At 65.0% G+C, this 11,708-nt stretch carries 11 protein-coding genes; 1 reads left to right on the top strand and 10 read right to left on the bottom strand.

Translation table 11 applies throughout. The annotated features are described in order from the left end of the window. The first annotated feature begins 15 nt into the window (after positions 1 to 15). On the top strand, positions 16 to 1,242 hold the full coding sequence (locus KW842_RS16105) for a Xaa-Pro peptidase family protein (RefSeq protein ID WP_229223728.1): 1,227 nt from the start codon (positions 16 to 18) through the stop codon (positions 1,240 to 1,242). Here the strand turns inward: KW842_RS16105 and paaZ are convergent. The 10 genes from paaZ to paaC are packed head-to-tail and all read right to left on the bottom strand — an operon-like array spanning position 1,239 to position 11,704. Next, positions 1,239 to 3,281: a phenylacetic acid degradation bifunctional protein PaaZ gene (gene paaZ / locus KW842_RS16100; protein WP_218305126.1), complete on the bottom strand. Its 2,043-nt coding sequence runs from the start codon at positions 3,279 to 3,281 to the stop codon at positions 1,239 to 1,241. The genes KW842_RS16105 and paaZ overlap by 4 nt on opposite strands. Positions 3,282 to 3,296: 15 nt before the next feature. After that, entirely contained in the window at positions 3,297 to 3,908 is a 612-nt protein-coding gene (locus KW842_RS16095; protein WP_218305125.1) for a phenylacetic acid degradation protein PaaY, read from the bottom strand. A 2-nt stretch (positions 3,909 to 3,910) separates the two neighbouring features. Continuing rightward, positions 3,911 to 5,116 (bottom strand): 3-oxoadipyl-CoA thiolase, encoded by a 1,206-nt coding sequence (pcaF, locus tag KW842_RS16090; protein WP_218305124.1) that lies wholly within the window; start codon positions 5,114 to 5,116, stop codon positions 3,911 to 3,913. Positions 5,117 to 5,126: 10 nt separating this feature from the next. Beyond that, entirely contained in the window at positions 5,127 to 6,437 is a 1,311-nt protein-coding gene (gene paaK, locus KW842_RS16085; protein WP_218305123.1) for a phenylacetate--CoA ligase PaaK, read from the bottom strand. An 11-nt stretch (positions 6,438 to 6,448) separates the two neighbouring features. Continuing rightward, positions 6,449 to 6,898 (bottom strand): hydroxyphenylacetyl-CoA thioesterase PaaI, encoded by a 450-nt coding sequence (gene paaI, locus KW842_RS16080; RefSeq protein ID WP_218305122.1) that lies wholly within the window; start codon positions 6,896 to 6,898, stop codon positions 6,449 to 6,451. Next, positions 6,891 to 8,471 (bottom strand): 3-hydroxyacyl-CoA dehydrogenase PaaH, encoded by a 1,581-nt coding sequence (paaH, locus tag KW842_RS16075; protein WP_218305121.1) that lies wholly within the window; start codon positions 8,469 to 8,471, stop codon positions 6,891 to 6,893. Before paaH ends, paaI begins: the two co-directional genes overlap by 8 nt. A 1-nt stretch (position 8,472) precedes the next feature. Further along, the gene (gene paaG, locus KW842_RS16070; RefSeq protein ID WP_218305120.1) at positions 8,473 to 9,273 is read right to left on the bottom strand and encodes a 2-(1,2-epoxy-1,2-dihydrophenyl)acetyl-CoA isomerase PaaG; all 801 of its coding nucleotides are present in this window, start codon (positions 9,271 to 9,273) and stop codon (positions 8,473 to 8,475) included. A 13-nt stretch (positions 9,274 to 9,286) separates the two neighbouring features. After that, the gene (gene paaE, locus KW842_RS16065; protein ID WP_218305119.1) at positions 9,287 to 10,369 is read right to left on the bottom strand and encodes a 1,2-phenylacetyl-CoA epoxidase subunit PaaE; all 1,083 of its coding nucleotides are present in this window, start codon (positions 10,367 to 10,369) and stop codon (positions 9,287 to 9,289) included. A gap of 5 nt (positions 10,370 to 10,374) precedes the next feature. After that, the gene (gene paaD / locus KW842_RS16060; protein ID WP_218305118.1) at positions 10,375 to 10,938 is read right to left on the bottom strand and encodes a 1,2-phenylacetyl-CoA epoxidase subunit PaaD; all 564 of its coding nucleotides are present in this window, start codon (positions 10,936 to 10,938) and stop codon (positions 10,375 to 10,377) included. A 13-nt stretch (positions 10,939 to 10,951) separates the two neighbouring features. After that, positions 10,952 to 11,704 (bottom strand): 1,2-phenylacetyl-CoA epoxidase subunit PaaC, encoded by a 753-nt coding sequence (paaC, locus tag KW842_RS16055; RefSeq protein WP_218305117.1) that lies wholly within the window; start codon positions 11,702 to 11,704, stop codon positions 10,952 to 10,954. Positions 11,705 to 11,708: the final 4 nt, after the last annotated feature.

Genomic DNA, 11,708 nt, shown 5'->3' with positions numbered 1-11,708 from the left:
CACCAGGATATAAAAATGACTATTGGCGGAAAGACCATCGAGCAGGCACTGGCCTCCCTGTCGGACATGACTGCGGGCGCGGTCCCGATCGGCAAGGACGAACACCTGGCGCGCATCGCCCGCGCGCAAGCCTATATGCAGGCACAGGGCGTCGCCGCGATCTACATCAACGCCGGCGCCAACCTGACCTACTTCACCGGCACCAAATGGCACGCCAGCGAGCGCATGGTCGGCGCCATCCTGCCAGCGCACGGCGAGATCGAATACATCGCACCGGGCTTTGAAGAAAGCACGCTGAAGGACTTCATGCTGGTCGACGGCCAGGTCAACTGCTGGGACGAGCACGAAAGCCCGTACGCGCTGTTCGTCACTGTGCTGAAACGCATCGGCATCGCGCCGAATTCCGCACAACCGCCACGCGTGGGCATCTGCGAAAGCGCCGCCTTCTTCATCTACGACGGCATCCGTCCTTTGGCGGAGGGCTATACACTGGAGAATGCGCGCAACGTTACCGCCCACTGCCGCACGCGCAAATCCGCCGCCGAGATCGCGCTGATGCAGCGCGCCAAGGACATGACCATGGCGGTGCACATCGCCACCGCCAGCATGCTGCGCTTAGGGATCACCACCAAGGAAGTGGAAGAATTCATCGACCGCGCGCACCGCAAGGTCGGCGCTGCGGCAGGCTCCTACTTCGTCATCGTGCTGTTCGGCGAAGCCACCGCCTACCCGCACGGCGTCAGCTACGTGCAGACGCTGAAGCCCGGCGACACGGTGCTGATCGACACCGGCTGCAAACTGCACAACTACATCTCCGACATCACCCGCACCTACGTCTACGGTCCGATCAGCGAGCGCCAGCGTTCGGTATGGAACAGCGAAAAGAAAGCGCAAGCCGCCGCCTTCGCTGCCGCGCAGCTGGGCGTGCCGTGCGAACAGGTCGACCAGGCCGCGCGCCGCTCACTGGAAGCCGACGGCTTCGGTCCCGGCTACAAGCTGCCCGGCCTGCCGCACCGCACCGGCCACGGCATCGGCCTCGACATCCACGAATGGCCGTATCTCGTCGGCGGCGACAAAACCCCGCTGGATGTCGGCATGTGCTTCTCCAACGAGCCGATGATCTGCATCCCCGGCGAATTTGGTGTACGCCACGAAGACCACTTCTACATGACCGAACACGGTCCGAAATGGTTCACCGAACCCGCCCACAGCATCGACGATCCGTTTGGCCTGAACCGTTAAGCGCGCTTCATCACCAGCGTCAGGATATCGTAGCTGGCGACCAGTTCGCCGCGCTGGTTGGTGATTTGGACGTCCCACGCGACCACGCCCTGGCCGATGCCTTTGTCGTCGGTGCGGTTGCGGTCGACCTTGCGCTTGCAGGTCAGGCGCGCGCGGATCGTGTCGCCGATCGCCACCGGCGTGATGAAACGCAGGTTGTCGAGGCCATAGTTGGCCAGCACCGGGCCTGGCGCCGGCGAGACGAACAATCCCGCAGCCGCCGACAACACGAAGTAGCCGTGCGCGATGCGCTGGCCGAATTGCGTGTCTTTGGCGGCTACTTCGTCGAAGTGCATATAGAAGTAGTCACCGGAGACACCGCCGAAGTTGACGATGTCCGCCTCGCTGACGGTACGGCGGTGGGTCAGCAGCGAATCACCTATCGCCAGGTCTTCAAAATGTTTGCGGAACGGGTGTACTTCACTTTCCTGCACCGCCGCGCCGCGCACGTATTCGCCGGTGACCGCCGCCAGCATGGTCGGCGAGCCTTGCACCGCTGCGCGTTGCAGGAAATGGCGCACTGCGCGGATGCCGCCCAGTTCTTCACCGCCGCCGGCGCGTCCCGGCCCGCCATGCTTCAGCTGCGGCAGCGGCGAGCCGTGGCCAGTCGAATCCACCGACGCCTCACGGTCCAGCACCAGCACACGGCCATGCGAGGCGGCCGCCATCGGCACTGCATAGGCGGCGATGGCGGGCTCTTTCGTTACCAGCGTCGATACCAGCGAGCCTTTGCCGCGCGCCGCCAGCGCCAGCGCTTCGTCGATGCCGTTGTAACTGATGATGGTGCTGACCGGGCCGAACGCTTCCACATCATGGACCGCGTCGTTGCCGTGGCCGTCGCGGCACAGCAGCAGCGTCGGCGCGAAGAAAGCGCCTTCTGCCACGCCCTCGCCCACCGGCTTGAAACCATCGCGTGCGCTGAACAATACCTCGTTGCCGCGCGCGAGTTGTTCGACGCGTTTGGCGACGTCACGCAGTTGATCGCGCGAAGCCAGCGCACCCATGCGCACGCCTTCCACTGAAGGATCGCCGACACTGACCTTTGCCAGCCGCTCACGCAGTCGCACGCCAACCGCATCGACCATATTCTCCGGTACGATGATGCGGCGAATCGCGGTGCACTTCTGTCCTGCCTTGCCGGTCATCTCGCGCGCCACTTCCTTGACAAACAGGTCGAACTCCGCATCGCCCGGCGTCACATCCGGCGCCAGGATGGCGCAGTTGAGCGAATCTGCTTCGGCGGTGAACGGTACCGAGTTGGCAATCAGGTTGCGGTTGGTGCGCAGCTTGGCGGCCGTATCGGCAGAGCCGGTGAAGGTGACCACGTCAGCGCCGCCCAGACGGTCCAGCAAATCGCCGGTGCCGCCGATCACCAGTTGCAGCGCGCCTTGCGGCAGCAGGCCGGATTCGTTCATCATGCGCACCAGCGCTTCGGTCAGGTAGCTGGTCGCGCTGGCCGGCTTGCCGATGCACGGCATGGCCGCCAGAAAGCTTGGTGCGAATTTCTCCAGCAGTCCCCAGATCGGGAAGTTGAAGGCATTGATGTGCACCGCCAGTCCGCCGCGTGGCACCAGGATGTGCGTGCCGGCAAAGCCGCCGTTCTTGCCCAGCACTTGCGCCGGGCCTTCGTGCAGTACATTGGACGACGGCAGCTCGCGGCTGCCCATGCTGGCGTAGGCGAACAGCGTCCCGGTGCCGCCTTCGATATCGACCCAGCTGTCGGCGCGCGTGGCGCCGGTCTGGTGCGAGATGGCGTACAACTCTTCTTTGCGCTCCAGCAGATACAAGGCCAGCGCCTTCAGGCGCGCGGCGCGCTGCTGGAAATTCATTTGCATCAGCGCCGGTACGCCGGTCTTGCGGGCGTAAGTGACCGCCTCGTCAAAGTCGATGCGGTCAGCGTGCGTATGGTAGATAACGGCGTTGGTCAGCGCGCTATGCAGCGGCGTGGCGGCTTCGCTGCCGATCCAGCGGCCGGCGATATAGCTTTGCAAGATGGTCATACAGTCTCCATTGATTTATGCTGAGGCGTTCTTGTGCAGGTGCAGCGGCAGCGCGCTGTCCCATTCAATGCGCTTGCGGTCCGGCTCCGGCGCGGTCAGCGCTTCGGTTTCACGCATGGTTTGCATCGAACGCACCGCCAGTTCCTGGTATTGCGCGGTACCGCCGGATTTCCACTGGATTTCTTCGTCGCGCAGCTCGCGCGCCACCTTCGCCGGCGATCCCATCGCCATGCTGCGCGGCGGGATCTGCATGCCGGCGCGGACAAAACTCATGGCCGCAACAATGCTGTCCTCGCCCACTACAGCGTTGTCCATGACCACGCTATTCATGCCAACCAGCGCGTTGCGGCCAATGCGGCAGCCGTGCAGCACCGCGCCGTGGCCGATATGGCCGTCGCGCTCCACCACCGTATCGCAGCCGGGGAAGCCGTGCATCACGCAGGTATCTTGCAGGTTGGCGCCTTCTTCCAGGATCAAGCGGCCGAAGTCGCCGCGCAGCGCGGCCAGCGGGCCAATATAGCAGCGTGGTCCGACGATGACATCGCCAATCAGCACTGCGCTAGGATGCACGTAGGCGGTGGGATCAACCACCGGCGTGACGCCGTTGATTTCGTAGACCTTGACCATGCTTACACCCTTTCGATCACCACCGCGATGCCCTGGCCGACGCCGATACACATGGTGCACAGCGCATAGCGGCCGCCTGTGCGTTCCAGCTGATGCAGCGCCGCCAGCACCAGCCGCGCACCGGACGCGCCCAGCGGGTGGCCAATGGCGATGGCGCCGCCGTTCGGGTTGACTTGGGGCGCGTCGTCGGCCAGTCCGAGATCGCGCGTGACCGCCAGTCCTTGCGCGGCAAAGGCTTCGTTCAGCTCAATCACGTCCATGTCTGCAATGCTCAGGCCCAGTTGCGCGAGCACTTTCTTCGATGCCGGCGAGGGACCGAAACCCATGATGCGTGGCGCCAGTCCGGCGGTCGCCATGCCGAGCACACGGGCACGCTTGCGCAAGCCGTACTGCTCGGCGGCATCGGCCGAAGCCAGCAGAACGGCGCAGGCGCCGTCATTGACGCCGGAGGCGTTGCCGGCGGTGACCGTGCCGTCAGGGCGCACCACGCCCTTCAGCTTGGCCAGCATTTCCAGCGTGGTGTCGGGGCGCGGATGTTCATCGGTGTCGACCACCTTGGGCTCACCCTTTCGCTGCGCCAGCGTCACCGGCACGATCTCGTCGCGGAACACGCCAGCCGCATGGGCAGCGGCCCAGCGCTGCTGGCTGCGCAGCGCAAACGCATCCTGATCGGCGCGGCTGACGCCAAATTCCTGGGCGACGTTTTCCGCCGTCTCCGGCATGGAATCGATGCCATGCGCCGCCTTCATCAGCGGATTGACGAAACGCCAGCCTATCGTCGTGTCCTCGATTTTGGCCGCGCGCGAAAAGGCGCTATCGGCTTTGCCCATGACGAAAGGCGCGCGTGTCATGCTCTCCACGCCGCCAGCGATTACCAGTTGCGCCTCACCCGACTTGATCGCGCGCGCCGCCATGCCCACCGCGTCCAGCGACGAACCGCACAGGCGGTTGATGGTGCTGGCCGGGACCTCCGCCGGCAACCCGGCCAGCAGCGCCGCCATGCGCGCGACGTTGCGGTTATCCTCGCCGGCCTGGTTGGCGCAGCCGTAGTAGACGTCATCGACCTGCGACCAGTCGACGCCAGGATTGCGCGCGATCAGCGCGGCGATCGGCAATGCCGCCAGGTCGTCGGTGCGCACGCCGGCCAGCGCGCCGCCGTAGCGGCCGAACGGGGTACGGATGGCGTCGCAGATATAGGCTTGGTTCACGGTGTCTCCTTTAGTTTTTCGGGCGCTTGTCGATCACGCGGCGCGCCTTGCCGGTCAGCGTGCGTTCGATGCCGTTCGGCGGCAGCAGCGTGACTCTGGTGCTGACGCCGACATTGGTCTTGATGCGCTGTGTCAGTTCAAGCGCCAGTGCTTCGCTCTCGCTGGCGGCCACCTCCGGCCGCAGCTCGGCCAGCACCTCCAGCTGATCGAGATGGCCGTCGCGTGTGATCACCAGCTGATATTGCGGCGACAGTTTGGGCATATTGCAAATCAGTTCTTCGATCTGCGTGGGGAACACGTTGACGCCACGGATGATCAGCATGTCATCCGAGCGACCGGTAATTTTCCCGATGCGGCGCATGCTGCGCGAAGTCGGCGGCAGCAGGCGCGTCAGGTCACGCGTGCGGTAGCGGATGATCGGCAGCGCTTCCTTGCTGAGCGAGGTGAATACCAGTTCGCCCTCCTCGCCGTCCGGCAGCACTTCGCCGGTTTCCGGGTCGATGATCTCGGGGTAGAAATGGTCTTCCCAGATGACCGGACCGTCTTTGCTTTCGATGCATTCGCTGGCGACGCCGGGGCCCATCACTTCGGACAGGCCGTAGATATCGACCGCGTCGATACCGGCGCGCTGCTGGATTTCCACGCGCATGGCGTCAGTCCATGGCTCGGCCCCGAAGATGCCGACCTTGAGCGAGCTGGCGGCCGGGTCCAGTCCCTGGCGTTGGAACTCCTCGATGATGTTAAGCATATAGGACGGCGTGACCATAATGATCGATGGCTTGAAATCCTGAATAAGCTGCACCTGCTTTTCCGTCTGCCCGCCGGACATCGGCACCACTGTGCAGCCAAGCCGCTCGGCGCCATAATGCGCGCCCAGGCCGCCGGTGAACAGGCCATAGCCGTAGGAGATGTGCACCATGTCGCCACGCCGGCCGCCGGCGGCGCGGATCGAACGCGCCACCACATGCGCCCAGGTGTCGATGTCGTTCTGGGTGTAGCCGACCACGGTTGGCTTGCCGGTGGTGCCGCTCGACGCATGCACGCGCACCACGCGGTCCTGCGGCACGGCGAACAGGCCGAACGGGTAGTTGTCGCGCAGCTCCTTCTTGGTGGTGAAGGGGAAGCGCGCCAGGTCGGCCAGCGTGCGCAGATCGTCCGGATGCACGCCGGCCGCATCGAAGGCGGCGCGGTAGTGCGGCACGTTATCGTAGGCGTGGCGCAGCGACCATTGCATGCGTTGCAGTTGCAGCGCTTGCAATTCGTCGCGGCTGGCGCGCTCTATCGGCTCCAGGTCAGATGGCTCGGGCATGCGTTGGACCATCGATTGTCTCCTTATATGACTTCGCCGCTGATGCGGTGCGATTTGCCGCGAAACAGGGCAATTGTGCGGCCGTCCTGATTGCGGACAGTAACGTCGTAGATGCCGGTTTTACCGGTCAGCGTTTGTTCAGCGGCGATGGCGGTCAGTACGTCGCCTTCGCGGCCGGGCGATAGATAGTCGATGGTGCAACCGGCGCCCACGGTGACCAGATTATGGCTGTTGCAGGCGAACGCGAAGGCGCTGTCGGCCAGCGCGAAGATGAAGCCGCCGTGGCAGGTCTGGTGGCCGTTCAGCATGTCGGCGCGCACCGGCATCGACATCCGCGCCTGGCCTGGTGCGATGGCGTCCAGCGTCATGCCCAGTGATTGCGAAGCCGGATCGCGCGCATACATCGCCGACCCCACGGCCTCCGCCAGCGCCTGGGGGGCAACAGCGACGCCTGCGTCGTTCAGCTTATTCATGGAAGCGCCCTCCGCTCGCCTGCTTGCGGCGCAGCAGCGGCGAGACGCGATAGCGTTCTTCGCCATAGCTGGCGGCAAGGTTGGCCAGCACGCGCACAATATGCTCGATGCCGACCGCTTCCGCCCAGGCCAGCGGCCCGCGCGGGTAGTTGACGCCTTTCTGCATCGCTGCATCCGCAGCGGCGGCGCTGCATACGCCCTGGTTCACCGCATCCGCCGCCTCGTTGGCCAGCATGGCGACCGTACGCATGACCGCCATGCCGGGTACGTCGTCCAGTCGCGTGACCACCATGCCTGCCGCTTGCAGCAGTCCAACCACGGCGTCATAAGCCGCCGGCGAGCACTGATCAGCGCCGGCGATGGCGATACGTGTGGCCGTGCCATAGTCCAGCGCGAGATCGAACAACACCGTGTCCGGATGATTGTTGTCGCGCGCACGCTGGGTGGCGCTGCGGCCGTCGGTCAGGTAGATGGCGGCGCCATTGCAATGGAAGGCTGGCGCATCGTCATGCGGGACAGCGTGACGGATAGTCTCCGGCGTGGTCCGATGCGAGATGGCGATGCCCGCCGCGCGCAAACGCGCCGCCAGCGCATCCGCCGCCGCGCCGCCCACAGCATGCGAAGCGGCTCCCTGCTCGATGGTGTAGCTGACGTATTCCGGCTTCGGCTGTGGCGCCTCGGCTTGTGCTTGCGGCAAGACCGCGCCATCGCCATACCGATAGAAACCGCGCCCCGCCTTGCGGCCCAAAAAGCCAGCGCTCACCATTTCGCGTTGCAGCACCGATGGCGTAAACCGAGGGTCGCCGAAGTAGGCGTTGAATACGGATTGCGTGACGGCGAAGTTGACGTCATGCCCGATCAGGTCCATCAACTCGCATGGTCCCATGCGGAAGCCGCCAGCCTCGCGCATCACTGCGTCAATGGTGGCTGCATCGGCGGCCTGTTCGTGCAGCAGGCGCCAGGCCTCCGCGTAGAACGGCCGCGCCACGCGGTTGACGATGAAGCCCGGCGTCGAGCTGGCGTGCACCGGATGCTTGCCCCACGCGGCGGCGGTGTCATACACGGTCTGCGCGGCCACAGCGTCGGTGGCCAGGCCGCTGACTACTTCGCACAAGGCCATCAGCGGCACCGGATTGAAGAAGTGCATGCCCACCAGCCGGTCCGGCAAGCGCAGGCCCGCAGCAATCGCGGTGACGGAAATCGACGAGGTGTTGGTCGCCAAAATACAGTCATCGCTGACGATGGCTTCCAACTGTGCGAACAGGCTACGCTTGGCGTCCAGGTCTTCCACAATCGCTTCCACCACCAGCCCGGCGCCGGCCACATCGGCCGGGATGACGGCGGCTTGCAGGCGGGCGATGGCGGCGGCGCAGTCCACCGCGTCCATGCGCGCTTTGGCAACCAGCTTGTTCAGCGCGGCGGCGATGTCGGAGATGGCCTTGGCCACCGCATCGGCGCGCGTGTCGTATAGCCGTACCGTGTAGCCGGCCACAGCCGCCACCTGCGCGATGCCCGCGCCCATGGCGCCGCTGCCGATGACCGCCACCATGCGGCTTGTGTCGAGGGCCGCCATGTCAGCGCCCCTTGAACTGTGGCGCGCGCTTTTCCATGAAGGCGGCCACGCCTTCGCGGTAATCGTCGCTGCGTCCCAGTTCGCTCATCATGCCGCATTCCAGCGCCAGCTGCTGTTGCAGACTGTTGTGGGCGCTGGCGTGCAAGGCTTGCTTGGTGAAGGCCAGTCCCTTGGTCGGCGCACTGGCGAAGTGACGCGCCATCGTCTGCACTTCAGCGGCGAATTCGTCGTCGGGGATGGCTTTCCAGATCAGGCCCCAGGCCTCGGCCTTGTCAGCGCTGAGTTTTTCGCCCAGCATGGCCAGGCCCATGGCGCGTGCGCTGCCGATCAGGCGTGGCAGGAAGTAGGTGCCGCCGGTGTCGGGGATCAGGCCGAGTTTGCAGAACACTTCGACAAAGCTGGCCGAGCGCGTGGCCAGCACGATGTCGCAGGCCAGCGCGATGTTGGCGCCAGCGCCGGCGGCGACGCCATTAATGGCGCCGATCACCGGCAGCGGCAATGCGCGCAGCGCCTGCACCAGCGGCGCGTAGTTCTTTTCCACCGAGTCGCCCAGATCGACAGCTTTGGCGCCCGGCTCCACTGCGCGGTCGCTCAAGTCCTGGCCTGCGCAAAAGCCACGCCCCGCGCCCGTCAACACCAGCACGCGCGCGCTGCCTTCGGCGGCTGCGGCAGCGGCACGCTTCAAGGCGTGGCGCACTTCTTCGTGCATGGCCTGCGTGAAGCTGTTCAGCTTATCCGGACGGTTGAGCGTCAGCGTGGCGATGCCGCCGCTGATGTCGAACAGGATGTTCTGGTAGTCCATAGGGTCTCCGTTGTTATTCGGCCTGGTCGAAGTCGATGACGACTTTGGCGGTGGTGGGGAAGCTCTGGCAGCTCAACACATAGCCGCGTGCGATTTCGTAGTCTTCCAGCGCGTAGTTGACGTCCATGTCAACCTTGCCCTCGATGACTTTGCAGCGGCAGGTCGAGCACACGCCGCCTTTGCATGAATAGCGCATGTCCAGCCCCGCGCGCAGGCCGGCGTCGAGCAGCGATTCCTTGTCCTGTTCCATGCTGAAGCTGGTGGCGTTGCCGTCCATGATGACGGTGACTTCGGTCTGCTGGTGCGCAGCGCTGGCGGCGGTCGCGGCGCGCGGCTGATGCGTGTGCTTGGGAATGCTGGCGGCGAACAGTTCAGCCTTGATGGCGGTCTTCGGCATGCCGGCTTCCTGCAATGCTTCGGAGACGCCCAGCATCATGTCTTCCGGGCCGCAAATGAAGGCGGTGTCGATGTCTTCCACCCGCACCCAGTGCTGCAGGAATTGCGCCGCCTTGTCTTTGGTGATGCGGCCGTTGAACAGTTCGATGTCCTGCTGCTCGCGGCTCATGACATAGGTGATTTTCAGACGGTCCAGGTAGATGTCTTTCAGGTCCGCCAGTTCTTCCTTGAAGATCACCGATGACGAGGCGCGGTTGCCGTAGAAGAGTGTGAAGCTGCTGCGTGGCTCGGCCGCCAGCGTGGTTTTGATGATCGACAGGATGGGCGTAATGCCGCTGCCGGCGGCGAAGGCCAGGTAGTGCTTGTGGTTGGCCGCGTTCAGCGGTACGTTGAAGTGGCCCATCGGCGGCATCACTTCGAGGGTGTGGCCGGCTTGCAGCGTGTCGTTGGCCCAGCAGGAGAACAGTCCGCCCTGGGTGCGCTTGATGGCGACGCGCAGTGCGCCGTCCTGCACCGCCGAGCAGATTGAGTAGGAGCGGCGCACGTCTTCGTCGCCGATCCGCGCGCGTAGGGTCAGATGCTGCCCTTGCTGGTACTGGAAGCTGTCCCGCAGCTCGGCCGGTACGGCGAAGGTGACGGCGATGGTGTCGCGGGTTTCGTTGCGCACGTGGGCGATGGTCAGCGGATGGAATTTGCTCATGGCGTTTAGTGGCACTTGAAGTAGTCGAACGGTTCGCGGCAATCCAGGCATTTGTAGAGCGCTTTGCAGGGTGTGGAGCCGAACTGGCTGGTGATGTCGGTGTGCCGCGAACCGCAGCGCGGGCAGGCGACCGTCAGCGCGGGCTGTGCGCGGCGCGAGATGGCGGCTCGGGCACTGGCCCGCAGGCCGCTGATGTCGATCACCTGCTGCACCGGCGGTGCGATACCGTAGCCGGTCAGCGCGGCCTTGCCGGCGGCGCTCATCCAGTCGGTGGTCCAGGCAGGTGAGATCTGATTGTGCAGCCGTACTTGCGCAACGCCGTGCGCGTGCAGCGCTGCGGTGATGGCGTCGGCGATGACTTGCATTGCCGGGCAGCCGGAGTAAGTGGGTGTGATGGTGATGTCGCACGCACCGTCGGCAGCCACGTGGACGCCGCGCACGATGCCCAGGTCAACGATGCTGATGACTGGGATTTCGGGGTCGGGGACTTCGCCGAGCCAGGCCCAGATTTGCTCAGCGTAGCCCCCGGCTGTCGCCGGGGCGATGGCGGTGATAGCGGCGGCTGTCATGGCTGCCTCGCACTTACCAGACCGCGCCGGGATAGGCGCGCTGCAGGAACTGCATCTCGGCCAGGATGTAGCCCAGGTGCTCGCTGTGGCGGCCTTGCTTGCCGCCCTTCTGCATCCAAGCGTCGGCCGGCGGCATGGTTAGCGTGGCTTCGGCCAAGATCTCGGCAACGTGGGCCAGCCATTGCGTGCGCAGTTCGGCGGCGGCCGGTGCAACGCCGGCAGCGACCATGGCCTCGTCCACCGCGTCGTAGGCGAATACTTCGCCGCTGTACATCCACAGCGCGTCCACCGCTGCCTGTGTACGGGCACGGCTGAATTCCGTGCCGTCGCCCAGCCGCACCATCAGGTCGCCGCTGCGGCGCAGGTGGTAGGTGACTTCCTTCAGCGACTTCTCGGCGATGGCGGCGATGCGCGCGTCGCTGCTGCGCGTCAGGCCGTCGATCAGGAAGTAGTGCCAGGTGTCGAAGTAGAACTGGCGCACTAGGGTGTCGGCGTAATTGCCGTTCGGCTGTTCCAGCAGTAGACAGTTTTTGAAGTCATGCGCGTCGCGCAGATAGGCCAGCTTGTCCTCGTCGCGGCCAGCACCTTCCAGCTCGGCCGCATACTCGTACCACAGGCGCGTCTGGCCCAGCAGGTCCAGCGCCACATTGGTCAGCGCCATGTCCTCTTCCAGCGCCGGGCCTTTACCGCACCATTGCGACAGCTGCTGGCTGAGGATCAGTGCGTTGTCGCCCAGCCGCAGCAAGTAGTTTACCTTGTTGTCCATGGCC

Source organism: Duganella sp. sic0402 (assembly GCF_019219065.1).
In the GTDB taxonomy this organism is placed as follows: domain Bacteria; phylum Pseudomonadota; class Gammaproteobacteria; order Burkholderiales; family Burkholderiaceae_D; genus Rugamonas.
The sequence above is the reverse complement of the archived record's forward strand: the minus strand, read 5'-3'. Positions and strand labels throughout refer to the sequence as shown.

Bases quoted from the DNA above. Each gene is read 5' to 3' on its own strand.
- paaG (WP_218305120.1), bottom strand. From the start codon at position 9,273: ATGGACTACCAGAACATCCTGTTCGACATCAGCGGCGGCATCGCCACG.
- paaK (WP_218305123.1), bottom strand. From the start codon at position 6,437: ATGGTCCAACGCATGCCCGAGCCATCTGACCTGGAGCCGATAGAGCGC.
- paaD (WP_218305118.1), bottom strand. From the start codon at position 10,938: ATGACAGCCGCCGCTATCACCGCCATCGCCCCGGCGACAGCCGGGGGC.
- KW842_RS16095 (WP_218305125.1), bottom strand. From the start codon at position 3,908: ATGGTCAAGGTCTACGAAATCAACGGCGTCACGCCGGTGGTTGATCCC.
- paaE (WP_218305119.1), bottom strand. From the start codon at position 10,369: ATGAGCAAATTCCATCCGCTGACCATCGCCCACGTGCGCAACGAAACC.
- paaI (WP_218305122.1), bottom strand. From the start codon at position 6,898: ATGAATAAGCTGAACGACGCAGGCGTCGCTGTTGCCCCCCAGGCGCTG.
- paaC (WP_218305117.1), bottom strand. From the start codon at position 11,704: ATGGACAACAAGGTAAACTACTTGCTGCGGCTGGGCGACAACGCACTG.
- paaZ (WP_218305126.1), bottom strand. From the start codon at position 3,281: ATGACCATCTTGCAAAGCTATATCGCCGGCCGCTGGATCGGCAGCGAA.
- paaH (WP_218305121.1), bottom strand. From the start codon at position 8,471: ATGGCGGCCCTCGACACAAGCCGCATGGTGGCGGTCATCGGCAGCGGC.
- KW842_RS16105 (WP_229223728.1), top strand. From the start codon at position 16: ATGACTATTGGCGGAAAGACCATCGAGCAGGCACTGGCCTCCCTGTCG.